This is a genomic window from Aquabacterium sp. (assembly GCF_021768455.1).
Taxonomy (GTDB): domain Bacteria; phylum Pseudomonadota; class Gammaproteobacteria; order Burkholderiales; family Burkholderiaceae_C; genus Aquabacterium.
This window is the reverse complement of the sequence record NZ_JAIZVX010000057.1, coordinates 1-23,739: the sequence shown is the minus strand read 5'-3', so window position 1 is coordinate 23,739 and position 23,739 is coordinate 1. Positions and strand designations below refer to the sequence as shown.

General features: G+C 66.2%; 24 protein-coding genes. 16 read left to right on the top strand and 8 right to left on the bottom strand.

What is annotated here, in order from left to right; all coding sequences use genetic code 11:
• Positions 1-187 precede the first annotated feature (187 nt).
• Positions 188-856: a PEP-CTERM sorting domain-containing protein gene (locus QZ994_RS09440; protein WP_290871183.1), complete on the top strand. Its 669-nt coding sequence runs from the start codon at positions 188-190 to the stop codon at positions 854-856.
• Between the two features lie 84 nt (positions 857-940).
• On the opposite strand, the gene QZ994_RS09435 is transcribed toward QZ994_RS09440, so the two are convergent.
• Entirely contained in the window at positions 941-2,200 is a 1,260-nt protein-coding gene (locus tag QZ994_RS09435; protein ID WP_290871182.1) for an alpha/beta fold hydrolase, read from the bottom strand.
• Between the two features lie 219 nt (positions 2,201-2,419).
• On the opposite strand from QZ994_RS09435, the gene QZ994_RS09430 reads away from it, so the two are divergent.
• The gene (locus QZ994_RS09430; protein ID WP_290871181.1) at positions 2,420-3,493 is read left to right on the top strand and encodes a septal ring lytic transglycosylase RlpA family protein; all 1,074 of its coding nucleotides are present in this window, start codon (positions 2,420-2,422) and stop codon (positions 3,491-3,493) included.
• 12 nt (positions 3,494-3,505) lie between these two features.
• On the opposite strand, the gene hemE is transcribed toward QZ994_RS09430, so the two are convergent.
• The gene (hemE, locus tag QZ994_RS09425; protein WP_290871180.1) at positions 3,506-4,621 is read right to left on the bottom strand and encodes a uroporphyrinogen decarboxylase; all 1,116 of its coding nucleotides are present in this window, start codon (positions 4,619-4,621) and stop codon (positions 3,506-3,508) included.
• Positions 4,622-4,717: 96 nt separating this feature from the next.
• Between hemE and QZ994_RS09420 the strand changes: the two genes are divergently transcribed.
• Positions 4,718-6,079, top strand: a complete 1,362-nt coding sequence (locus QZ994_RS09420) for a hypothetical protein (RefSeq protein WP_290871179.1) — start codon at positions 4,718-4,720, stop codon at positions 6,077-6,079.
• Positions 6,080-6,092: 13 nt separating this feature from the next.
• Here QZ994_RS09420 and QZ994_RS09415 read toward each other — a convergent pair whose 3' ends face one another.
• The 5 genes from QZ994_RS09415 to QZ994_RS09395 all read right to left on the bottom strand — a co-directional run bounded on the left by QZ994_RS09415 (position 6,093) and on the right by QZ994_RS09395 (position 11,897).
• Entirely contained in the window at positions 6,093-7,667 is a 1,575-nt protein-coding gene (locus tag QZ994_RS09415; protein ID WP_290871178.1) for a methyl-accepting chemotaxis protein, read from the bottom strand.
• Between the two features lie 10 nt (positions 7,668-7,677).
• On the bottom strand, positions 7,678-8,166 hold the full coding sequence (locus QZ994_RS09410; RefSeq protein ID WP_290871177.1) for a Cache 3/Cache 2 fusion domain-containing protein: 489 nt from the start codon (positions 8,164-8,166) through the stop codon (positions 7,678-7,680).
• A gap of 123 nt (positions 8,167-8,289) precedes the next feature.
• The gene (locus QZ994_RS09405; RefSeq protein ID WP_290871176.1) at positions 8,290-9,387 is read right to left on the bottom strand and encodes a hypothetical protein; all 1,098 of its coding nucleotides are present in this window, start codon (positions 9,385-9,387) and stop codon (positions 8,290-8,292) included.
• Positions 9,388-9,423: 36 nt separating this feature from the next.
• Positions 9,424-11,049, bottom strand: a complete 1,626-nt coding sequence (locus tag QZ994_RS09400) for a GH3 auxin-responsive promoter family protein (RefSeq protein ID WP_290871175.1) — start codon at positions 11,047-11,049, stop codon at positions 9,424-9,426.
• Positions 11,050-11,051: 2 nt separating this feature from the next.
• Complete coding sequence (locus QZ994_RS09395) at positions 11,052-11,897, bottom strand: hypothetical protein (RefSeq protein ID WP_290871174.1); 846 nt, start codon at positions 11,895-11,897, stop codon at positions 11,052-11,054.
• A gap of 498 nt (positions 11,898-12,395) precedes the next feature.
• Here QZ994_RS09395 and QZ994_RS09390 point away from each other — a divergent pair, with 498 nt between their 5' ends.
• The 10 genes from QZ994_RS09390 (at position 12,396) to ilvA (ending at position 21,590) form a co-directional block, all read left to right on the top strand.
• Positions 12,396-12,908, top strand: coding sequence for an ATP synthase subunit I (locus QZ994_RS09390; protein WP_290871173.1), 513 nt, complete (start codon positions 12,396-12,398; stop codon positions 12,906-12,908).
• Positions 12,909-12,920: 12 nt separating this feature from the next.
• On the top strand, positions 12,921-13,829 hold the full coding sequence (gene atpB, locus QZ994_RS09385; RefSeq protein ID WP_290871172.1) for a F0F1 ATP synthase subunit A: 909 nt from the start codon (positions 12,921-12,923) through the stop codon (positions 13,827-13,829).
• Positions 13,830-13,914: 85 nt separating this feature from the next.
• On the top strand, positions 13,915-14,172 hold the full coding sequence (gene atpE, locus QZ994_RS09380; protein ID WP_133610330.1) for a F0F1 ATP synthase subunit C: 258 nt from the start codon (positions 13,915-13,917) through the stop codon (positions 14,170-14,172).
• A gap of 50 nt (positions 14,173-14,222) precedes the next feature.
• Complete coding sequence (locus tag QZ994_RS09375; protein ID WP_290871171.1) at positions 14,223-14,693, top strand: F0F1 ATP synthase subunit B; 471 nt, start codon at positions 14,223-14,225, stop codon at positions 14,691-14,693.
• Between the two features lie 2 nt (positions 14,694-14,695).
• On the top strand, positions 14,696-15,229 hold the full coding sequence (locus tag QZ994_RS09370) for a F0F1 ATP synthase subunit delta (RefSeq protein ID WP_290871170.1): 534 nt from the start codon (positions 14,696-14,698) through the stop codon (positions 15,227-15,229).
• 131 nt (positions 15,230-15,360) lie between these two features.
• Positions 15,361-16,914, top strand: a complete 1,554-nt coding sequence (gene atpA, locus QZ994_RS09365; RefSeq protein WP_290871169.1) for a F0F1 ATP synthase subunit alpha — start codon at positions 15,361-15,363, stop codon at positions 16,912-16,914.
• Positions 16,915-16,925: 11 nt separating this feature from the next.
• Positions 16,926-17,792, top strand: a complete 867-nt coding sequence (atpG, locus tag QZ994_RS09360) for a F0F1 ATP synthase subunit gamma (RefSeq protein ID WP_290871168.1) — start codon at positions 16,926-16,928, stop codon at positions 17,790-17,792.
• Positions 17,793-17,823: 31 nt separating this feature from the next.
• Entirely contained in the window at positions 17,824-19,236 is a 1,413-nt protein-coding gene (gene atpD / locus QZ994_RS09355; RefSeq protein WP_290871167.1) for a F0F1 ATP synthase subunit beta, read from the top strand.
• Between the two features lie 172 nt (positions 19,237-19,408).
• Positions 19,409-19,825 (top strand): F0F1 ATP synthase subunit epsilon, encoded by a 417-nt coding sequence (locus tag QZ994_RS09350; protein ID WP_290871166.1) that lies wholly within the window; start codon positions 19,409-19,411, stop codon positions 19,823-19,825.
• A 127-nt stretch (positions 19,826-19,952) separates the two neighbouring features.
• The gene (ilvA, locus tag QZ994_RS09345) at positions 19,953-21,590 is read left to right on the top strand and encodes a threonine ammonia-lyase, biosynthetic (protein ID WP_290871165.1); all 1,638 of its coding nucleotides are present in this window, start codon (positions 19,953-19,955) and stop codon (positions 21,588-21,590) included.
• A gap of 81 nt (positions 21,591-21,671) precedes the next feature.
• On the opposite strand, the gene QZ994_RS09340 is transcribed toward ilvA, so the two are convergent.
• Positions 21,672-22,316, bottom strand: a complete 645-nt coding sequence (locus QZ994_RS09340; RefSeq protein ID WP_290871164.1) for a hypothetical protein — start codon at positions 22,314-22,316, stop codon at positions 21,672-21,674.
• Between the two features lie 178 nt (positions 22,317-22,494).
• Between QZ994_RS09340 and gspG the strand changes: the two genes are divergently transcribed.
• From gspG to gspI, 3 genes are all read left to right on the top strand, one after another.
• Complete coding sequence (gene gspG, locus QZ994_RS09335; protein ID WP_290871185.1) at positions 22,495-22,935, top strand: type II secretion system major pseudopilin GspG; 441 nt, start codon at positions 22,495-22,497, stop codon at positions 22,933-22,935.
• Positions 22,910-23,422 carry a Tfp pilus assembly protein FimT/FimU gene (locus tag QZ994_RS09330; RefSeq protein ID WP_290871163.1) on the top strand — a complete coding sequence of 171 codons (513 nt, stop codon included), beginning with the start codon at positions 22,910-22,912 and terminating at the stop codon, positions 23,420-23,422. Before gspG ends, QZ994_RS09330 begins: the two co-directional genes overlap by 26 nt.
• 7 nt (positions 23,423-23,429) lie before the next feature.
• On the top strand, positions 23,430-23,739 hold a 310-nt coding region (gspI, locus tag QZ994_RS09325), incomplete at its 3' end, for a type II secretion system minor pseudopilin GspI (protein WP_290871184.1).

The following is a 23,739-nucleotide window of genomic DNA, read 5'->3' as shown; positions in this document are numbered from 1 at the left end:
GGGCGTTCCAGAGGGAGAAGCATAGCGCCTGCGGTGGTGCCCCACGAATGCGGGGTGGGAGAACCCGCTGGCCCGGTACGAGGCCGTTTCTTTACGATTGTGTCCAAGTCGCCAAAGTCTTGGAGTCGTGAGCGTGGCGCTGAACCCTTGTCCTTCGTACAACACGTCCAAGCATCCAGGAGCCCCCATGTTCAAGTCCCTTCGTCAGGTGGCCGCGGCCGCCGCCTTCTCCGGCCTGAGCCTGGCGTCGGCGAGCGGCTGGGCCGCCAGCTACACCTACGATTTCAAGACCTTTTTCGACACGTCCACGGTCCTGAACCTGCTGGACACGAAAACGCTGTCCTACTCGGTGGCCTCGCTCACCATCGCCGACATCACGGGCGGTGTGCAGCTGAGCCTCACGCAGTTGAACAACAGCTTCGTGGCCGCAGGCAGCGCCGGCACCAACATCGACGCCCTGTGGCTGTCGGGTCCCTCGGGCACGCTCAAGAGCGTTTCGGGCACCGGGCTGGCCTTCGGTGCGGGCTACACCGGCTTCCTGCCCTTGGTGAAGGACGCCGGCTACACCTACCAGTGGGACATCGATTTCGCCTCGGGGGGCGTCGCCGAGGGCAAGACGGCCGTCCTGACCATCCTCGGGTCGGGCGTGAGCGCCGCAGCCTTTGCGAGCAAGGGCACGGCACCGATGATCAACCTGGCGGGTGTGGGCTCGCCCTACAGCGGTTTCCTGGGCCTGGACACGGTGCACTTTGTGGCCACCCCGTCCACGCCGGCGGTGCCGGAAGCCTCCACCCTGGCCCTGATGGGCCTGGGTCTGGCCGGTATGGCCCTGGTGGCGCGTCGCCGCCGCGACTGATCGACTCGGCCACGGCCGGCAGGTCGTCGCCCCCGATGCAACCCCGCCCCGGCGGGGTTTTTTCATGGTCGAGCGCCCGCGGGCTCAGAGCCCGGCGACGAACTCGCCCAGCACTTCGGCAAAGGCCTGGGGCTGTTCCACGGCGCTGAGGTGGGCGCAGCCTTCCAGCTTCACCAGTTGGGCGCCGGGGATGCCGCGGGCGAGTTGCTGGGCCGCCTCGATCGGGGTGCTGAGGTCGGCGGTGCCGGCCACCACCAGGGTGGGCACGCGGATCTGGCCCAGGCGGGGCGCGTACTGCGCCTCGCACAAGGCTGCGGCACAGGCGGTGTAGCCCTCGGGGTCGGTGGCCTCCAGCAGGCGCTGGTGGCGGGCCACGGTGGCGCCATGCTGCTGGCGGAAGCCTTCACTGAAGAAGCGCGCCATGGTGCCGGTGCTGATGGCGCCCAGTCCGTGGGACTCCACCGTGGTGATGCGTTGGCCCATGGCCTCGCGGCCTGCCTGGTCGTAGCCTGCGGTGGTGTTGGCCAGCACCAGGGCCTTGACCTTGTCGGGGTGGCGCAGGGCCAGTTCCTGGCCGATCAGGCCGCCCATCGAGAGGCCGACCCAGATCACCGGCTCGCCTTCGGCCAGTTCGTCGATCAGGCGGGCGGCGTCGGCGGCGAGTTCGCCCAGGGTGAGGGGCTCGGCCGGTGTCTGCGAGCGGCCATGGCCACGGGTGTCGGGGCAGATCACGCGGCAGGTGGCCGAGGCCTCGTTGGCCACCTGGTCCCACATGCTGCCGTCCTGTCCCAGGGCGTGGCTGAACACGATGGTGTGCAGGGGCTGTCCATGCCGTGCTTCGCGCACAGTGGCGTGCAGCTTGGGCCGGGTGTGGGTGAAGACCGAGCGGCCCACGCCGGTGTGCCAGCACTGGTCGGCCGGGTGGGGCACCGGGGCCATGCCCAGTTCACGCAGGATCTCGAGGGCCTTGCTGTAGCCGGTGTTGGCTGCGGGCACCCCGGCGTAGATGGCGATCTGGATCAGGGCCTCCTGCACCTCCTCCACGCTCAGGGTGTGGGCGTTGCCGGGGGTGAGGGCGCCACGCAGGTGCACTTCGAACTCCTCCCAGCGGCCCAGGGCGCTGGTCACGGCCAGCACCAGCACGCGGCGGGTCTTCCAGTCCAGGCCCGGGCGGCCCCAGGCACCGTGCCAGGCGTATTCCGTGATGAAGTGCTGGAAGCCGGCGTTGAAGCTGTTGGCCTTGGCGATGGACTTGTCGACCCAGGCGTCGCCCAGGGCCGCGCGGCGGTTGCGCATGCCGCGCTCGAAAGGGTGGTCGAAGGGGGTGTCCTGGGGCTTGGGCATGGTCTTGGGCGGGTGGCGCGGGCGGTCCGCGTGCATCGAGAGAGGTCCGCCCTGATTGTGCCGTGATGTGAGACGTTTGCCTCACTTGTCGCGTCTTGCCCCGTGGTGACACTTCCGTGCTCGCCTGCGGTCATCATCGGGTATGGTGCGCTCATGTGTGAGCTTCTCCTGCCCATTTCGAGCCCGCCCTCAGGTCGGCCTGCCGCCGGTGGATGGCGCGTGTGCACCGCCGTCGTGGCGGCCACGCTGGCCTTCCTTGCCGGTTGTGCGAGCAAGCCGCCGGGGCCGGTGGGGGGCGCTCGCCCGCAGCCGCCCGCTGGCACCGTGGTCACGCCCTCAACCCTGCCGCCGGTGGTGGCACGCCACCCCGACCGCGATGGCCCGCCGCTCGATGCCCCGCCCAACCTGGCCAGCCTGCCCGACCCCGAGCCCGTGGTGGAGCCCATTCGCCAGGGCGGGCCCAACAAGCCGTACGCGGTGCTGGGGCAGTCTTACGAACCGGCCGCGGCCGATGTGCCCTTCAAGCAGCGCGGCATGGCCTCCTGGTATGGCACCAAATTCCACGGCCGCAAGACGGCCAGCGGCGAGCTCTACAGCGTCTACGGCCTCACGGCGGCCCACCGCACCCTGCCGATCCCGAGCTATGCGCGCGTGCGCAGCGTGGCCACGGGCAAGGAGGTGATCGTGCGCGTGAACGATCGCGGGCCCTTCCACAGCACCCGCGTGCTCGACCTGAGCTATGCGGCCGCGGTGAAGCTGGGCATCGAGCGGGGTGTGTCCGAGGTCGAGATCGAGCGCCTGACCTTTGACGACATCCGCTCGGGGGCCTGGCGCCGTGGCACGGCCGTGGACCCGGACAACGCGCTGGCCCAGGCCAACACCAAGGCGGGCCCCCCTGTGGCGCCCGCGTCCCTGCCGATGCCGGCGGTCCCGCCGATCGCCGTGGCCTTGCCGCCCATCGCGGGCGAGGATGCGTCCATGCCGGAGGCCTCCGCCCCGGGCGCGGCGGCAGACACCCCACGCGTGGCCGATGTGGGCCGGGCCTACACGCAGGCGGCACGGGGTTTCTGGGTGCAGCTGGCCGCACTGGGGCGACGCGACGGGGTCGAACGCCTCCATCAGCGGGTCAACGACGAGTTGCACACCCTGGCCCCTCTGCTGGCGGTGTTCCAGGAGGCCGCGGTGTTCAAGCTGCAGATCGGGCCCTATGGTTCGCGTGAGCAGGCCCAGGCGGCAGCCCGTCAGGCCCGTTCGGCCCTGCAGCTCACGCCGGTGGTGATCGAGCGGCGCTGAGCCGCGCCAGGATCAGGCGCGTTGGGCGCGGCTGTGCTCGTGCACCGTGTCGACCAGCACGCTCACATGGGCCGGCGGCGTGAACTGGCTGATGCCATGGCCCAGGTTGAACACGTGGCCCGAGCCCGCGCTGGGCTTGCCGTAGCTGTCCAGCGTGCGGATCACCTGTTCGCGGATCTGTTCGGGGTTGGCGAACAGCACATTCGGGTCGAGGTTGCCTTGCAGGGTGACACGGTCGCCCACCTGCGCGCGGGCGCGCCCGAGGTTCACGGTCCAGTCCAGGCCGACCACGTCGGCGCCGCTGTCGGCGATCTCGCTCAGCCAGAGCCCACCGCCCTTGGTGAAGACGATGTGGGGGATGCGCAAGCCGTTGTGCTCGCGCTTGAGCTGGCTCAGCACGCGCTGGGTGTAGGCCAGGCTGAACGCCTGGAAGGCGCCATCGGCCAGCACGCCACCCCATGAGTCGAACACCATCACCGCCTGGGCCCCGGCTTCGATCTGGGTGTTGAGGTAGAGCGCGACCGAGTCGGCGTTGACGGCCAGGATGCGGTGCATCAGGTCGGGGCGCTGGTACATCAGGGTCTTGACGAGGCGGTAGTCGTCGGAGCCGCCGCCTTCGACCATGTAACAGGCCAGGGTCCAGGGGCTGCCGGAGAAGCCGATCAGGGGCACGCGGCCCACGCCCTGTTCATCCGACAAGGCCTTGCGGATGGTGGAGACGGCGTCGAACACGTACTGCAGCTTGCCCATGTCGGGCACGGCCAGCTTGGCGACGGCTGCTTCGTCGCGCACGGGCGAGGCGAACTTGGGGCCTTCACCGGCGGCGAAGCTCAGGCCCAGGCCCATGGCGTCGGGCACGGTGAGGATGTCGCTGAAGAGGATGGCGGCGTCGAGCGCGTAGCGGTCCAGCGGTTGCAGGGTCACCTCGCAGGCGGCTTCCTTGTTCGTGGCCAGGCCCATGAAGCTGCCGGCCTTGTCGCGCGTGGCGCGGTACTCGGGCAGGTAGCGACCGGCCTGGCGCATCAGCCACACGGGCGTGTGCTCGGTGGGCAGGCGCAGGCAGGCCCGCAGGAAGCTGTCGTTGGCCAGCGGGGGCAGGGCGATGGAGGTGGTGGGGGTGGCGCTCATGTCCGGGATTGTAGGCAAGGCCCCCCGTTCATTTGCGGGGGAGCCCCTCGGAAGCCATGAGCTGCATCAGTTCCGGTGCATGGCAGCATCCATCGCATGGCTTACATCACACACGAGGTGGTCCCGCTCAACCGCACCGAACACGGTTATGTGGCGATCGAAGGTCTGGCGAGCACCATGGTTCAGCCTTACCTGCTGCGCCTGAATGCGCCGGTCGATGTCGCCCTGGTGCGCCGTGTGGTGCGCGAACTGGTGGCGCTCTGCCCCAGGCTGCGCGCCTGTGTGGAGCCCGGCCTGCACCGCTACCACCTGCGCATCCTGCCCGAGGGGCCGCTGATCGACCAGATGTTCGACCTCGCCTTCCGTGTCGAGCCCCATGTCGACATCGACGATGCCGCTGCCCTGCAAGCCTGGCACACCCTGCTGCTCAACGAGGTGCTGCCCCTGGAGCGCGGACTGGGCCTGCGTGTGCGATTCGTGCCCCATCCGCAGCGCCCGGTGATCGTGCTGGCCGTGCCCCACCTCCTGGCCGATGGCATGACCATGGTGCAACTGGTGAGCCAGTTGCTGCGCGGGCTCAATGGCCTGCCCATGGCGGCCATGCCCATCGAGGCGCCTTCGATGCTGGGCGCCATTGCCCCCGAGCACTGGTGGCAGTGGCCCCGCCAGGTGTGGCGATCGCGGGCGCACAAGGTGGCCGAGCGCGCGCGGCTGCGCACCCTGTGCGTGCAGCAGTTGCCCACGCGGCTGGGCGCGCACTACAGCACCACGGCCTTGCGTCACCACGAGGTGCCCACGCCCACGGCCGACCTGCGTCGCGCGGCGCGGGCCCTGGGCGTCTCGCTCAACACGCTGCTGATCGCCGCCCTGGCGCAGACCTTCCTCGACCAGGCGCCAGACGACCCGCAGGCCGCCGCCGTCATCCGCATCTCGGTCAACCTGCGGCGGCACTACCCGGCTTCGGCGGGCCATGGTCCGCTTTGGGGCAACCATGTCGGTGCCTTTCTGGTGATCGAGCAGGGTGCGCACAAGCCCTGGGCCGAGCGGGTGAAATCGGTGGGTGCGGCCATCCAGGAGGGGCAGGCGCGCTACGCCCGGCGCGAGATGGCCTGGACCTACCTCTGGGAGGAACTCATGCCCTGGCTGGGCCGCACGCTGATCGGCCACATCGGGGTGAAGATGAAGCGGGCGAACCGCTTCCCGCAGATCAGCGCCCACGCCACCAGCCTGGGGGATGCCGGTGTGGTGAACCCGCCCGGGGCCGCGCTGCGGGCCGAACAGCTGATCGGCACGGTCAACAGCATTTCTCTGCTGCCGGTGTTGACCGAGCTGGATGGGCGCTTGAGCCTGCCCACCTCCTGGCAGCTGTCCGAGACCTCGGTGGCCGATGTGGCGGATTTCCACGCCCGCTTTGATGCGGTCCTGGCGCGGCTGGTGACCGAGGTGGCCCCAGCCTGATCTCGCGCCAGCGTCAGACCTTGAACACCGCCACGGCCTGCACCAGCTGCGAGGCCTGGTGACGCAGGCTCTCTGCGGCGGCCGCACTTTGTTCCACCAGCGCCGCGTTCTGCTGGGTGGCCTGGTCCATCTGGTTGATGGCGTCGCCCACCTGGCGCACACCGCTGCTCTGTTCCGAGCTGGCCGCGCTGATCTCGTTGACGATCTGGCTCACGCGCGCGATCGCCTCCACAACCTCGTTCATGGTCTCGCCTGCCTTGTCGGCCTGGGCCGAGCCCGACTGGATCTGCTCCACACTGGCCGAGATCAGCGACTTGATCTCCTTGGCGGCGGTGGCCGAGCGCTGGGCCAGGCTGCGCACCTCCGAGGCCACCACGGCGAAGCCGCGCCCCTGTTCGCCGGCGCGAGCGGCTTCCACAGCGGCGTTCAGCGCCAGGATGTTGGTCTGGAAGGCGATGCCGTCGATCACGCCGGTGATGTCGGCGATGCGCTTGGAGCTGTCGTTGATCAGCTTCATGGTGCCGACCACATCGTTGACGGCATCTCCGCCCACCGAGGCCACGCGGCTGGCCTGCTGGGCCAGTTCGTCGGCCTGACGGGCGTTGTCGGCGTTCTGGGTCACGGTCGAGCCCAGTTCTTCCATCGAGGCCGCGGTCTGCTGCAGGGCACTGGCCTGTTGTTCCGTGCGCCCCGACAGGTCGTTGTTGCCCTGCGCGATTTCGTGGCTGGCGGTCGACACGCTTTCCGAACCCTGGCGCACCGTCATCACCACCTCGGCCAGGCTGCGCTGCATCTGCTGCAGGCAGGCCATCAGGCTGTGTGTGTCCCCAGGCTTCACGTGGATGGTCTGGTGCAGGTCGCCAGCGGCCACGGCCTTGAGCAAGCGCGCCGCATCGTGAGGCTCGCCGCCCAGTTGCTGCAACAGGTCCCGAGTCAGGACCACGGCCAGGCCGATGCCCGTCACCAGCGACAGGCCCAGGGCGAACAGCACGCCGTTGCGCGCCTGCGCGTAGAGCGCATCGGCTGCCGTGGCCGATGCCTGCCCCTGCTCAAAAGCGTAGGCGCTGAGTTTGTCTAGCGCCGTCAGCGTGTCGTCCATGTGCGACTTGCCCGCCCCTTCGCTGATGTCCTTGCCCTCGGCCTGGTTCTGGGCCTTGTCCAGCGCAATGATCTTGTCATGCACCACCAGGTAGGCCTGCCAGTTCTTCTGCAGGTCGGCGGCCAGGGTGCGCTGCCCCTCGCTGGAGGACAGCTTGTCGTGCTCGGCCAGTGCGGCCTTGGCCGTCTGCAGGGCCGCGGCGATTTTCTCTTCGTATTCCGACATGTAGCCGGCGTCGGAGGCCGTGGTGTGCTTGACCTCGAACTCGCGGAATTCGAGGATGGCCGCTCGCGCCTGCGCAAGGTGGGACACGCTGGGGAGCCAGTGGGTGGCCAGGTCGTCCGAGGCCTGGTTCACCCGCTGCAGCGCATACAGGGCCACGCCGCCCTGAATGGCCGTGAGCCCCAGCACGATGAGGAAGGCCAGGGACATCTTGGTGCCCGTGGCCATTCGCCCGATCGCTCGGGTCGCCTTGCGCAAGCCTTGCATGGCCGTGTCCTTACTTCTTGAAGCCAACGTAGCTGACGCCCACGACGCCACCCGAGGCGTCCTTGATCGGGTGGTAGCAGGCGCTGTAGGCCGTGCCCAGCACGTCCACGTCGCCACAGAAGCTGTCGCCCTTGCTCACGGCCTCATAGGCCTTGGCCTTGGCCAGCGGGGTGCCCACGCCGCGCTTGCCTTCCGGGGTCAGCACGTTGGTGCTGACGCGCACGAAGTCGCTGCCGTCCTTCACGAACACGGTGGCGGTGGCGCCAGTCTTCTTCTTGACCTCGTCCACCACGTCGTAGTTGCCGTTGATCTTGCGGGGGCCGAAATACAGCGCGGGCACGGTCTTGTCGCCGGCTTTGTCGGTGCCGTCGATGCGGGCCGGACCGATCTTGGCGAGGCGGGCCTCGAGTTCGGTGATCGTGGCCTTGGGGTCGTTGGCGTAGGCCAGACCCGAAAACAAGGCGGCGGACAGGGCGAGCAGGGCAAAGCGTGAGGTCATGGTGATGGTCCTGTGTGATGACCCGCTGGTGGCCATCCCCAGCGGCATGGTCAGGACTTCGACTTTCCGGGCTGTGACTTGACCTCCATCAAGCGCCATCCCCGCTTTGACGTGACTTTGTCCTCAGAGTCGGCCCAACTCCACGTACAGCGGGCGCTGGTCGATGCCCGGGCGCGGGTCGTCGCCATAACTCAGCCAGAAGTGGCTGGAGAACAGTTTCTGTCGCTTGTAGCCGCGCGGCACGGCCTCCAGAGGGTCGCCATGCGTCAGCCCGGTGGCCAGGGCGTCGTACTGCTGGCCCTGGTGGGCCATGATCCAGTCGATCAGGCCCTGGTAGACCGCGGTGTCGTCACCAGCGATCAGGGTGTTGTAGAGCGTCAGGTAGTTCAGCGCGCCGCCCACGTTGGGCAGCTTGAAGCCGCCCGCCAGGCCCACATACAGGTTGTAGAGCGGGCGCAGCAACCGGATCGCCGGCTTGAAGCCCACGATGCGCGTCTGCTTGTAGGCCTTCTGGTTCCAGCCTGCCAGCATGCCGACGATCTCGCTGCCCCGCATCGCCAGCGCATAGTCACCGATCTTCAGCCCGGCGTAATACGGGTCACCGGCCATCAGCTTCGCAAAGCTGTAGACCGGGTAGCCGTTGCGCCTCGGGGCTTCGCGGTCAAAGAAGGCCTGCATGGCCGGTGCGTCGGCCGGTGTCGCTGCGCGGATGCTCACTCCCGCCGGGATGCGTGGCGCCTGCTTGCGCACAAAGATGAAGCTCGTCTCGATCGCGTGGCTGATCCAGTAGCTGAACAGCACGCCATCGGCCGTCTTGGCCGCGGCGTCCAGCGGGGCTGTGTTCTCCTTCAGCACGATGCCCTGCAGCAGGTCCTCGCCCGTGCGGAACTTCTTCTGTTCGATGAACAGGTTGGAGGCGATGCCGCGACGCCGGTAGAACGGATCGACCCGGGTGTCGCCCGAGTAATAGACCCGGCGCTTTTGGCCGCTGATGTAGAGTTCGCGGCCCGAGATCACGGTCAGGCCGGCCAGCACATCGGGGCGCTCGTCGTCGTCGGCCACCGTCAGGATGAACTCGTCGCCGATCACGTTCGCCCCCACGAAGAAGTCCGGCGCGCGCTGGAAACACATCTGAGCCGGTCCCGGCATCGTGATCTTGCTGACCAGGTCCTGGATCTTGGCGTTGTCGGCAGGGGTGCCGAGTCGTACGGTGATGGCCATGTCGTTTGCTTCAGGGTCAAGTGGCAGGGGAAAACATCAGGCGTCCAGCACCTGGCGCAGCACGTCGGGCACCTCGCCAGGCCAGTGGCGCAGCGGTTCGATCTTGATGTTGCCCTCGATCATTCCGCGCTCGCGGCACTGATCGAGGTAGAGCTCGCGCATGCGAGGCAGGGCAACGCAGGCCGCGTGCTGCAGTTGGCCCAGCTCGCGCGCCAGCTTGTAATGGAAGTTGGCCTGCAGCGCGTGCTCGACCTGCTCGGCCGCATCGCGCTGCAGGGCGGCTTGCGGTGCGTGCTCGCCGCACTCCAGCAGCAGCACGTAACCCGGGCAGCGGTGGCGGGCCTGGTCGAGCGCCAGCAGGGTCACGGGCAGGGCGCCCTCCAGGCGCAGCGTGTCCTGGGCCGCCTGGGCCGTGGTCGCGCTGGTCTTCTCGCCCACCAGATCGACCCCATCGTTGCGCCCCAGGAAGGTGAAGCAGGGCACCTGGCCCAGGGGCGCGGTCACGCGCAGCACGTCGCTCATCTTGTAGCGGGCAAAGCCGCTGCCCGTGGTCATCAGCGGGATGACCTCCTGCCCCTCGCGCAGCTGCCAGGGCGCACAGATGCGCCCATCGTGCGCGTCTTCGAACTCGTAGAAGTGGCTCAGGTAGGCCAGCGGGTAGCGTCCCTCGAAGGGGAAGGTCACCACCCCCTCGGTGGCCCACAGCCCCTTGCCCTGGAACGAGGCGTGAGGCAGCAGGCCTTGCAGACGCCGGGCCCACGGGGCGGCCGCAGCCGTGTCCCAGGCGCTGAGCACGGCCAGCTGGGGCCACAGCGCGGCAAAGAAATCGGGGCTCATCTGGCCGTTCCAGCCGCGCAGCAGGGCCGCCGCATGGGGGGCGCGGGGGCAGGGCAGGCCCGCCATGCGGGCGGTGCGTGCGCCCCAGTGTCCTTGTGCCAGCACCTCGGCCAGCTCGGCCCGCCACACCGACATCTGCTCCAGCAGGCCCAGGCCGAAGGTCGGGCTCCACACCGAGATGAAACCCAGGGCCGGGTCGGCCGCCAGGTGCGCCACGGTCGCAAACAGCGAGTCGTCCGAGGTCTCGGCCAGGGCGATCTCCTGCGGCGCGGCCTGGGTCAGGTAGGCCAGCAGGCGCTTGCCCCAGGACAGCATCTTCATGTCGTCGTTGATGTCGCCTGCGGTCTGGCCGCGCAGCTCGGTCGGGATCCACGACAGTGACCAGTAATGCGTCCCATGCCCCTGCTGCGGAAACTGGCGGTACAGGTCCCCCACCCAGGCCGTGATCACCTGGTCGAGTTCGTCCAGGAACATCTTGGTGTAAGGAATCCACTTCACCGCCGAGGTCGAGCCGCTGGTTGGCTGGTAGCGCATCACCGGCGAATCCATCAGGAGCGACTGCCTGCGCTCGCGCTGCTGCCGCAGGACGTCCGCATAGTCCGTGTAAGTCGTCACCGGCTGCTGGCGCGCGAATTCCTCCCAGCTCCAGTCGGCCCGCAAGCCGCGGCGCTGGCCTTCCGGCGAGCGCGATGCGGCCGACAGCCACCGCGCCAGGCGGGCGCGCTGAACCGATTCCAGCTCACCCGTGTGCTGGGCAAAGCGCCGCCTTCCGGGGGCGACGAGCAGCTTGAGGAGGTGGTGGCCGAGGGTGGTGCCCGCGCCCATGCTCAGGAGGTCCGCGTCTGCTCGACGCCCTCGTGCAGCGGCTTGCCCGCGTGCACATCCAGCCCCGCGGGGCGGTGGGTGCCCAGCAGGTGCTTCCTGATCCACTTCCATGGCACGTCGACCACGGAGCGCAACAGGCTTTCATAGTCGCAGGCCGCCAGGCAGGGCACCTCGGTGCCTCGGCGCCAGCTTGGGTTCACCTGCTCGAAGAAGGCGATGTGCCGGTTGGCCGCCTTCAGCTCGGGCGTGATGCCCGCCACATCGCCCTTGAGGCGGACGTAGTCCTCGCCAAAGTCCAGCAGCATCTTGTCCTTGTCGAAATAGGCCGGGAACAGCTGTTCACAATAGGACTCGGTGATGCGCTGGTAGCGTTCGTTGCGTCCGCCCCGGTTGCCGTCGACCTTCGGGTAATAGTTGTAGAAGTTGTTCGTCATCAGCAAATAGGTCTTGTAGCCCTTGGAGATGAGGAACCAGTAAAACGGCGTGAAAGGCCGCTTGATGCGCTCGATGATCAGCCGGCGGTAAAAGGTGTTGGCCAGGGCGTTGTTGCCCCAGTAGGCCGGCTCCACGATGGTGTCGCCGCTGAAAATGCCCCGCACGCGTTGGCCGTCCACCTGGATGTCGAAGAAGGTCTGCGTGGAAAAACCGACGATGCGGTCGTCCGCCTTGCGCGTCACCAGGATCACGCCCGACTTCTTGCTCAGGTCGCTCAGGAAGACGTCCAGCGAGGTGTTCTCGTAGAAGCTGGCATACAGGTCGTACATCTGCTTGATGTGCGACACCGTCACGGCGCTGATCGGCCGAAAGAAGGTGCTCACCTTCTCTTTGTGGGCGGCGGGCTTGCTCATCGCGGGTCTCCACGGCGGGACGGGCGCCCGCCTCAAACGCGGTGTCCACGGCCTGCGCCTCGCGCGCCGCACCGGGACCCCTCAAGGGCTTGCAATCTGTTGCGTTGATTGCTTGTTAAACAGGATGCCGTTGGGGTGACGCAAGCGGCATCGGGCTTGCCCGAGGTGCCCCCGACATGAGGGGGCTTTCGCTGCATCCGTCTGCCGACGCCTTTCGCAGCGCCGCGTCAGCGGCGGCAGCGCTGCACCGTGTCGGTGCCCGGCAAGCCCGTGCATGAGGGGGTGTGTCAACTCAGTGCAGTGCAGGGACTTGGTCTGCTTGCGGGTAACCGCGTATAATCTTTTGGTTTTGCCGACACCAGGGTCGGTGTGTTGCACCAAGACCTGCGGTGCCGTTTCTTGCCTGCCTCCCCACGAGGGGCTCCCCGATTCGGGGCGCAGCGGGCGCAGAACGCACCAGGTTGACCGTGTCGAGTCGACAGTGCCGGAAGAGCCATCATGCCGAATCCTCAGAGTCAAAAGCCAGAGGGTCCGCAGCGGTTTCGGACGGTGCCATTTGAAGACTCCGACTGGTCCAAAGACACCGATCTCCCTGTCCGGCCGCTGACGCGGGAAGAGGCGCAAGCCCTTTCTGCCCGGCACCCCTCGCTCACCGTCTGGCAGATCCTTGCCGTGCAGTTGGGTTGCGGGTTGCTTGTCGCGCTGGTCTGGGGTGCCTTGTCGCAGAGCCTGATTGCTGCCGTGTCCGCCCTGTATGGCGCGCTGGTGGTGGTGGTGCCCAGTGCCTTGATGGCGCGCGGCGTCTTCGGGCCGAACGCGGGGCGCAGTGTGGGAGGGCTTCTCGTCTGGGAAGTTCTCAAGCTGGGCTTGACCGGCGCGATGCTCGCGCTGGCGCCTGTGTGGATCCAGCCCCTGAACTGGGCGGCCATGCTGGTGACCCTGGTGTTGTGCATGAAAGTGATTGGGGTGCTCCTGTTCATCGAACAGGGTCGCAAGAAGAATTTTGTCTAACGAGAGTTGCTGATGTCTGCTGACGCACATGCCGCTACGGCTGAGAACGCCGCGCACCACGCGCCCACGGCTGGTGAATACATCAACCACCACCTGCGCCACCTGCAGAACCACCACGAGGCGCAGTCGATTGCCGACTTCTCCTACATCAACTACGACTCCGTCTTCTGGTCGGTGTTGCTGGGTCTGCTGGCCGTCTTCGTGCTGTGGCGTGCTGCTGCCAAGGCCACCTCGGGTGTCCCCGGCCGCTTCCAGGCTGCCGTCGAACTGATCGTCGAGCTGGTCGACTCCCAGGCCAAGGGCATCATCCACAACGCGACCTCGCGCAAGGCCGTGGCCCCCGTGGCCCTGACCGTGTTCGTGTGGATCTTCTTCATGAACGCCATGGACCTGCTGCCGCTGGACCTGCTGCCCACCATCTGGGGCAAGGTTTACGAAGCGCAAGGCCTCGACGCGCACCATGCCTACCTGCGCATCGTGCCCTCGGCCGACCTGTCCATCACCCTGGGCATGTCCTTCAGCGTCCTGCTGATCTGCCTGTACTACAACATCAAGATCAAGGGCCTGTTTGGCTGGATCAAGGAGCTGTTCACCGCTCCCTTCCATGCGCACAGCCCCGTTGGCATCATCCTGCTGGCTCCGGCCAACTTCGGTCTGAACCTGATCGAATTCGGTGCCAAGACCATTTCCCACGGCATGCGACTGTGGGGCAACATGTACGCCGGCGAACTGGTGTTCATGCTGATCGCCTTGATGGGCGCGGTGGGTTTCGCTTCGCTGGGTGGCATCGGTCTCTGGATCGGCCACGTCATCGCGGGCACCGCCTGGGCCATCTTCCACATCCTGATCATCACGCTCCAGGCCTTCATCTTCATGATGCTGACCCTGGTGTACATCGGTCAGGCTCACGAAGGTCACTGACCAGTCAGCCCCCCTTCTGGTCTTTGAACTTCGGTTCTTCCCCCGTTTTTTCTAACCTCTCTCTTTCTTTTATCTAGGAGCAATCATGGAACTCGTGTTGGGTAATGTCGCGCTGGCTTGTGGTCTGATCATCGGTCTGGGCGCCCTGGGTGCTTGTATCGGTATCTCCCTGATGGGCGGCAAGTACTTCGAAGCCACCGCTCGTCAGCCTGAACTGATGAACGAACTGCAAACCAAGATGTTCCTGCTGGCCGGTCTGATCGACGCCGCCTTCCTGATCGGCGTGGGTATCGCCATGCTGTTCGCCTTCGCGAACCCGTTCATCGCCAACCTGGCCAAGTAATCGGTCCCTTCTCGACTGAATTGTTCAATTAACCGAGAAAGGTCCGAGCCATGAATCTGAACGCAACCCTGATTGCGCAGATCGTGGTCTTCATGATCCTGTGGTGGTTCACGATGAAATTCGTGTGGCCACCCATCACGAAGGCCCTCGATGAGCGCGCAAGCAAGATCGCGGACGGTCTGGCTGCGGCTGACAAGGCAAAGCTGGAGTTGGCCAACGCCAACAAGAGCGTCCAGGAACAGCTCAACCAGTCCCGCGACGAAATCGCCAAGCGCCTGTCTGACGCCGAAAAGCGCGGCAACGCCCTGGTCGACGAAGCCAAGGCCCGTGCCGCGGCCGAAGCTGCCAAGATCGTCGCCGATGCGCAAGCTGAAGCCGCCCAACTGGTGGTTCAGGCCCGTGAAGCCCTGCGCGAGCAGGTCGCTGGTCTGGCCGTCAAGGGCGCTGAACAGATCCTGCGTCGTGAGGTCTCAGCCCAGGTCCATGCCGACCTGCTGAGCCGCCTGAAGTCGGAGCTGTGATCATGGCCGAGCTTGCCACCATCGCCCGTCCTTACGCAGAAGCCCTGTTCAAGGCCACGCCCGCAGCCGAGCAATCGGCTTGGGTTGCCCAGGCCGAAGCCCTGGCTGCTGTCGCCCGCGACCCGCAGCTGCAATCCCTGGCCGACAACCCGAAGGTCACGGCGGAGCAAGTCTTCGACGTGATCACCGGTGCCGCCAAGGTGTCGCTGGCTCCGGCCCTGGTCAACTTCCTGCGCACGGTGCTGGAGAACGGTCGTCTGGCAGCTCTGCCCACCATGGTCGAGCAATTCCAGACGCTGGTCCAAGCCGGCCAGGGCGTGTCCGAAGCCCGCATCTACAGCGCCTTCCCCGTTGACGCAGCCCAACTGGCTGACATCATCGGTCCGCTGGAGTCGCGTTTCGGCCGCAAGCTGGAAGCCAAGGTTGAACTCGACCCTGAACTGATTGGCGGCGTGCGCGTCGTGGTGGGTGACGAGGTGCTCGACACCTCGATCAAGGCCCGCCTCGAACGCATGAAGTCTGTCCTGATGGCCTGAGTCGGCTCGCCGACCCATGCCAGCAGTCGCTCAATTCCTACCGGTGGTCTTCAACCACTTGTGACAACCACCGGTCGTTGTCAACGAGGTTTGCCGATGTGGCAGCCCTTGACCAGACTGGGAGCAAAGCAATGCAACTGAATCCCGCAGAAATTTCCGAACTGATCAAGAGCCGCATCGAAGGTCTCGGCGCGGCTGCCGACATTCGCAACCAAGGTACCGTCATTTCGGTGACCGACGGCATCGTCCGCGTGCACGGCCTGTCCGATGCCATGCAAGGCGAAATGCTGGAGTTCCCGGCTGACGCCTCCGGCGTGCCCACCTACGGTCTGGCCCTGAACCTGGAGCGTGACTCCGTGGGCGCCGTGATCCTGGGTGCCTACGAGCACATCTCCGAAGGCGACGTGGTCAAGACCACCGGCCGCATCCTGGAAGTGCCCGTCGGCCCCGAGCTGGTCGGCCGCGTGGTGAACCCCCTGGGTCAGCCCATCGACGGCAAGGGCCCGATCAACGCCAAGCTGACTTCTCCCATCGAGAAGATCGCCCCTGGTGTGATCGCCCGTGAATCCGTGTCGCAGCCTCTGCAAACCGGCATCAAGTCCATCGACTCGATGGTGCCCGTGGGCCGTGGCCAGCGCGAGCTGATCATCGGTGACCGTCAGACCGGCAAGACCGCTGTCGCCATCGACGCCATCATCGCCCAGAAGGGCCAAGGCGTCACCTGCATCTACGTCGCCATCGGTCAGAAGGCTTCGTCGATCAAGAACGTCGTGCGCGCTCTGGAAAACGCCGGCGCCATGGAATACACCATTGTCGTCGCCGCTTCGGCCTCTGACTCGGCTGCCATGCAGTTCGTGTCGGCCTACTCCGGCTGCGCCATGGGCGAGTACTTCCGCGACCGCGGTGAAGACGCCCTGATCGTGTACGACGACCTGTCCAAGCAGGCCGTGGCCTACCGTCAAGTGTCGCTGCTGCTGCGCCGTCCTCCCGGACGCGAAGCCTTCCCTGGCGACGTGTTCTACATCCACTCGCGTCTGCTCGAGCGTGCAGCCCGCGTGAACGCCGACTACGTCGAAGCCTTCACCAAGGGTGAAGTCAAGGGCAAGACGGGTTCGCTGACGGCTCTGCCGATCATCGAAACCCAGGCCGGTGACGTGTCCGCCTTCGTGCCCACCAACGTGATCTCGATCACCGACGGCCAGATCTTCCTGGAAACGTCGCTGTTCAACGCCGGCATCCGTCCCGCCATCAACGCCGGTATCTCGGTGTCGCGCGTCGGTGGTGCAGCCCAGACCAAGATCATCAAGGGCTTGTCCGGTGGTATCCGTACCGACCTGGCCCAGTACCGTGAGCTGGCTGCCTTCGCGCAGTTCGCTTCCGACCTGGACGCAGCCACTCGCAAGCAGCTGGACCGCGGTGCCCGCGTGACCGAACTGCTGAAGCAGGCTCAGTACTCGCCGCTGCCGATCTCCCTGATGGGCGCCACCCTGTTCGCCGTGAACAAGGGCTACATGGACGACGTGGAAGTGAAGAAGATCCTGGCTTTCGAGTCGGGTCTGCACGCCTTCCTCAAGACCAGCCACGCTGCGCTGCTGAGCAAGATCGAAGCCGCCAAGGCCCTGGACAAAGACGCTGAAGCCGAACTGCAATCGGCCATCGTTGCGTTCAAGAAGACCTTCGCCTAAAGGAGCGCGCCATGGCGGCAGGCAAGGAAATACGCGGCAAGATCAAGAGCGTCGAGAACACCAAGAAGATCACCAAGGCCATGGAAATGGTCGCGGCTTCGAAGATGCGCAAGGCGCAGGATCGCATGCGTGCGGCCCGTCCTTACGCTGACAAGGTGCGCAACATCACGGCGAACCTGGCCAAGGCCAATCCCGAGTACGTCCACCCCTTCATGATCGCCAACCAAGGCGGCAAGAAGGTGGGCTTCATCGTGGTGAGCACCGACAAGGGCCTGTGCGGTGGTCTGAACACCAACGTGCTGCGCGCCGTCACCAACAAGCTGAAAGAGCTCGACGGTGAAGGTCGCCAGGCCCAGGTGGTCCCCATCGGCAACAAGGCTGCTGGCTTCTTCAACCGCATCGGCGCCAAGGTGGTGTCGAGCGTGGTCGGCATGGGGGACACCCCCCATCTCGAGAAGCTCATCGGCCCCGTCAAGGTGCTGCTGGACGCTTACCAGGCTGGTGAACTCAGCGAGGTCTACCTGTGCTACACCCGCTTCGTCAACACGATGAAGCAGGAGCCGGTGGTCGAGCAGCTGCTGCCCCTCAAGGCCAGCGACCTGCAGGCCGACGCGTCGCACCAGTGGGACTACGTCTACGAGCCGGACGCGCAGTCCGTGATCGACGACCTGATGGTGCGTTATGTCGAGGCCCTGGTCTTCCAGGCCGTCGCAGAGAACATGGCCTCCGAGCAGTCCGCTCGCATGGTCGCCATGAAGGCTGCGACCGACAACGCCGGCAACGTGATTGGTGAACTGAAGCTGGTCTACAACAAGACCCGTCAGGCCGCCATCACGAAGGAACTGTCCGAAATCGTTGCCGGTGCGGCCGCGGTTTGATCTAAGAATTGATTGATTGAAGGAACGAAAAATGGCGAACACTCAAGCAGTGGGCAAGATCGTTCAGTGTATCGGCGCCGTGGTGGACGTGGAATTCCCCCGCGACCAGATGCCCAAGGTGTACGACGCCCTGAAGATGGACGGCTCGGCCCTGACCCTGGAAGTGCAACAGCAACTGGGCGACGGCATTGTCCGTACCATCGCGCTGGGTTCTTCTGATGGTCTGCGTCGCGGCATGGTCGTGAGCAACACCAACGCCCAGATCACCGTGCCCGTGGGCCCGGCCACCCTGGGTCGCATCATGGACGTGCTGGGCAACCCCATCGACGAACGTGGTGACGTCTCGCAAGCTCAAACCGCTCCCATCCACCGCAAGGCTCCTGCGTACGACGAACTGTCGCCTTCGCAAGAACTGCTGGAAACCGGCATCAAGGTGATCGACCTGGTTTGCCCGTTCGCCAAGGGCGGCAAGGTGGGTCTGTTCGGTGGCGCCGGTGTGGGCAAGACCGTGAACATGATGGAACTCATCAACAACATCGCCAAGGCCCACAGCGGTCTGTCGGTGTTCGCTGGTGTGGGTGAGCGTACCCGTGAGGGCAACGACTTCTATCACGAAATGGCCGATTCCGGCGTCGTGAACCTGGAGAACCTGGGCGAGTCCAAGGTGGCCATGGTTTACGGTCAGATGAACGAGCCGCCGGGCAACCGCCTGCGCGTGGCCCTGACCGGTCTGACGATCGCCGAGTCCTTCCGTGACGAAGGCAAGGACGTGCTGTTCTTCGTGGACAACATCTACCGCTACACCCTAGCCGGTACCGAAGTGTCCGCACTGCTGGGTCGCATGCCTTCGGCTGTGGGCTATCAGCCTACGCTGGCCGAAGAAATGGGCCGCCTGCAAGAGCGCATCACCTCGACCAAGATCGGTTCGATCACCTCGATCCAGGCCGTGTACGTCCCTGCGGACGACTTGACCGACCCGTCGCCTGCCACGACCTTCGCCCACCTGGACTCCACCGTGGTGCTGTCGCGTGACATCGCTTCGCTGGGCATCTACCCCGCTGTGGACCCGCTGGACTCGACCTCGCGTCAGCTGGACCCGAACGTGGTCGGCGAAGAGCACTACACCGTGGCCCGTGGCGTGCAGAACACGCTGCAGCGCTACAAGGAACTGCGCGACATCATCGCCATTCTGGGCATGGACGAACTGGCTCCCGAAGACAAGCTGCTGGTGGCCCGCGCTCGCAAGATCCAGCGCTTCCTGTCGCAGCCTTTCCACGTGGCCGAAGTGTTCACGGGTTCGCCTGGCAAGTACGTGCCTCTGAAGGAAACCATCCGTGGTTTCAAGATGATCGTGGCTGGCGAGTGCGACAGCCTGCCGGAACAGGCGTTCTACATGGTTGGCACCATCGACGAAGCCTTCGAAAAAGCGAAAACGATGCAGTAAGCGGCGCGGCTCGGTCCGCCTTCGGCGTTGCCGTGCTCGCCGGACAGGATGTCCGGCTGTGCCCGGCGCCTTGATGGCGAACCGATCGCTTGCTTCCAGCACCCTTTTCAATCGCTGATCGGCGTTGTCGGAACGCGGTGCAAATCGTTTTAACTTGATCTGAAAGCTCCTTATGTCCACCATTCACGTTGACGTTGTTTCCGCCGAAGAGTCGATCTTTTCGGGCGAAGCCACGCTGGTGTCCCTGCCGGGTGAGGTGGGTGAGCTTGGCATCCTGCCGCGCCACACGCCGCTGATCACCCGCATCAAGCCGGGCGCCGTGCGCATCCAGCGCGCCGACAACAAGGAAGAAGAATTCGTCTTTGTGGCCGGTGGCATCCTGGAAGTGCAGCCCCATTGCGTCACCGTTCTGGCCGACACCGCCATCCGCGGCAAGGACCTGGACGAGGCCAAAGCCACGGAAGCCAAGCGTCTGGCCGAAGAGGCCGTGCAAAACGCCAAGGGCGAGATCGACATCGCCCGTGCGCAGACCGAATTGAGCGAGCTGGTCGCCCAGCTGGCCGCGATTCGCCGCCTGCGCAAGAAGTAAGCCGACCCCGCGTTCGCTTCCTTCTTGCTGGCCCGCAGTTCACGCTGCGGGCTTTGTCATTTGGGGCCTTCCATTCGTGGGTCGGGCCCGTCGAACCGTTCTTCTGATTCGTTCCCGGAGCACCGAGATGTCCACCGCCCGCGCCAAGCCAGCCGCCAAGAAGACCCCCGCCGTGAAAGCCTCGCCCGTGAAGTCCCGCTCTGCCGCTTCGCGCCCGAAGAGGATCGCGGCGCCCCAGCCTCTGGGTCTGCAGGACTACCTGCAGAAGATCCTCACGAGCAAGGTGTACGACGTGGCCATCGAGACGCCGCTGGACGAGGCCAAGAGCCTGTCACGTCGCCTGGGCCATCGGGTGTTCCTCAAGCGCGAAGACAAGCAGCCGGTGTTCAGCTTCAAGCTGCGCGGTGCGTACAACAAGATGGCGCAGCTGGGGCCGAAGGCCCTTGCCAAGGGGGTGATCTGCGCCTCGGCGGGCAACCACGCGCAGGGCGTGGCCATGGGCGCGCGCCGGCTGGGTTGCCAGGCCACCATCGTGATGCCGACGACCACCCCGCAGGTGAAGATCGATGCGGTGCGCCATTTCGGTGGCGACAACGTGCAGATCGTGCTGTTCGGCGAGAGCTATTCCGATGCAGCCGGCCATGCCAAGGCGCTGGAGAAGAAGCAGGGCATGACCTTTGTGCACCCCTTCGATGACCCGGATGTGATCGCCGGTCAGGGCACGGTGGCGATGGAGATCCTGCGCCAGCACGCGGGCCCCATCGATGCGGTGTTTGTGGCCATTGGCGGTGGCGGCCTGATCAGCGGTGTGGCGGCCTACATCAAGGCCGTGCGGCCCGAGATCAAGGTGATCGGTGTGCAGATGAGCGATTCCGACGCCATGGCCCGCTCCGTGAAGGCGGGCAAGCGCGTCACGCTGGCCGACGTGGGGCTGTTCTCGGACGGCACCGCGGTGAAGCTGGTGGGCGAAGAGACCATGCGCCTGGCCAGCACCCTGGTCGACGACTTCGTGATCGTCAACACCGATGCGGTGTGCGCCGCCATCAAGGACATCTACCAGGACACCCGCTCCATCGTGGAGCCCGCCGGTGCCCTCGGGGTGGCCGCGGTCAAGCAGTACGCGGCGCGCCATGGTGGCCAGGGCAAGACCTTTGTCGCCATCAACTGCGGCGCGAACATGAACTTCGACCGCCTGCGCTTTGTGGCCGAGCGCGCCGAGGTGGGGGAAGAGCGCGAGGCCTTGCTGGCCGTCACCATTCCCGAAGAGCGCGGTTCCTTCAAGCGGTTTTGCGAGACCGTGGGGCCACGCAGCGTGACCGAGTTCAATTACCGGATTTCGGATGCCCACCAGGCCCATGTGTTCGTCGGGCTGAGCACCAAGGAGAAGGGCGAATCGAAGAAGATCGCCAAGGCTTTCGAGGGACAGGGCTTCGCAACCGTCGATCTCACCCACGATGAGCTGGCGAAGACGCACATCCGCCACATGGTCGGCGGGCGATCGCCCCTGGCCGAAGGCGAGCGGCTCTACAGCTTCATCTTCCCGGAACGCCCGGGCGCGCTGATGGCCTTCCTGACCAGCCTGCCGCCGGGCTGGAACATCAGCCTTTTCCACTACCGCAACCAGGGGGCCGATTACGGTCGCATCCTGGTGGGCCTGCAGGTGCCCAAGGCCGAGGTCCGGCAGATCACGCCGCTGCTCAAGAAGCTGGGCTATGCCTATGTCGACGAGAGCCGCAACCCGGTGTATCGCCTGTTCCTGCGTTGACCGAGGGCTGATGCCCTTCAAAGACAAACGGCCCTGAGGGGCCGTTTTTTCTGTGGGGTGCGGTGTGCGTGGTGGCCTGGTTCAGGCTGGAGGTTGGCCGCGCGGCGGCATCTGGCCTGAGGGCATGCCCTGCGATGGGCCTCCGGGCTGCTGCTCGGGGCTGCCCAGGGCGCCGCGTGCGGCGGGGGCGGGCGCGGCGACACCCGGCGCGGGGCTCACGCCATCGATGGACACGCGTGGCGCGGCATTGCGCTCCAGGCCTGCCACAGGGGGCAGGGCGCCCACGGCGGGCGGCTGCATCAGGGGGAGGTCGAGCGTGACGACCGGGGTGCCGTTGGCGGGGCCGATTTCGGCGCCACGCTGGGTCAGCGCCTGCAGCACCAGTTCGCCGTCGACCGTGGCTCCCAGGCGCACGGCACGCGGTGGTTTGCCGTCGATGGCAATCAGGGCGACGCCTTGCCCGGATCCGCCTTGCGGGGCGACCACACCGATCAACTTGATCCGCCCTGCCAGCTCGGAAGCGGCCGACGTGACCTTGGGCGCGGTGCTCGCGACGGCCGGTCCGCTGAGCAGGCGACGCAAGTCGCCGCGACCGGTGTTGTCGAGGGAGACGGATGCGGCGTTGGCCGGCACGCCGGTGGGGGGCGCCAGCCATCGCAGGCCCCAATAGGCCAGACTCGCCGCGACTGCGGCCCAGATGAAGAGGGCAAAGATGCGTGAGGCCATGATCGGCCCATTATGATGGCTGTTGACAGCGGCGCGCGCCCGGAACTGGGGGGCCTACCTCGGGTAGATCCCGCACCAGGGCTTCATGGGCATCGGGCATGCTGGCGCCATCGGTCTCCTGCCGCGAAGGGGGCCTCGCATTTTGTATTCGGACACCGACATGAAGAACATCGACAGGATGGCCCAGGGCGGCCGCCGGGCCGCTCGGCTCGTGCAACGCGGTTTCACGCTGATTGAACTGATGGTGGTGCTGGTCATCATCGGCTTGCTGGCCGCGCTGATCGTGCCCAATGTGCTGGACCGGGCCGACGACGCCCGCGTGACCGCAGCCCGCACCGACGTGAGCAACCTGATGCAGGCGCTCAAGCTCTACAAGCTCGACAACCAGCGCTACCCCTCTGGCGAGCAGGGCCTGCAGGCCCTGGTGGCCAAACCCTCCGTCGGCACCATCCCGCCGAACTGGAAGCCCTACCTCGAGAAGCTGCCCATGGACCCCTGGGGACATGCTTACCAATATGTCAACCCAGGTGTGAAGGGCCAGGTCGACGTCTTCAGCTTCGGTGCCGACGGCCAGAGCGGTGGGGAAGGCCGCGATGCCGACATTGGCTCCTGGCAGTGAGCGCCGCCGCCAGGGCGGCTTCACCTTGCTGGAACTGATGGTGGTGGTGGCGATGATCGCCATCACGACAGCGGTGGTGTCCTTCGCCATCCCCGATCCCTCGTCAACCCGACTGGAGCGTGAGGCCGCCCGCCTCATCGCCCTGCTTGAGTCCGCGCGCACGCAGGCGCGATCGGGGGCGCTGACGGTGTTGTGGGTGCCGCAGTCGACCGGGCCCGAAGCGGATTACCAGTTCATCGGCCTGCCGCCGGCCTTCATGCCGCCGCTGAAGTGGCAGGTGCCCGAGGTGCGCGCCGAGGTGGTGGGGGCCCGCAGCATCGTGCTGGGCCCCGAGCCGGTCATCGGCCCGCAGAGCGTCATCCTCCACCTGGAGGACAAGCAGATCATCGTGTCGACCGACGGCCTCGCGCCCTTTGACGTGCTGAATGGCGCGCCGGAGGACCGTGCCGCCAGCCCCTCGGAGGCCCCCCGTGCTGCGGCGCCCTGAGTCCGGCATGACCCTGATCGAGGTGCTGGTGGCCCTGGCCATCGTGGCCGTGACCTTGTCTGCCGGCATCAAGGCGGCGGGCGGTCTGGCCATCAATGCCCAGCGCATGACCGACCTCACCGTGGCCCAGATGTGCGCCGAGAACCAGTTGACCGCGATGAAGCTGTCGCGCCTCTTTCCGCCCGTGGGCGACAGCGATTTCACCTGCCAGCAACTGGGGCGTGTGCTGCCTGGCAAGCTGGTGGTGCGCCCCACGCCCAACCAGAATTTCCGCCGGGTGGACGCCGAGGTGCGCGACGAGCAGCAGCAGGCCATCG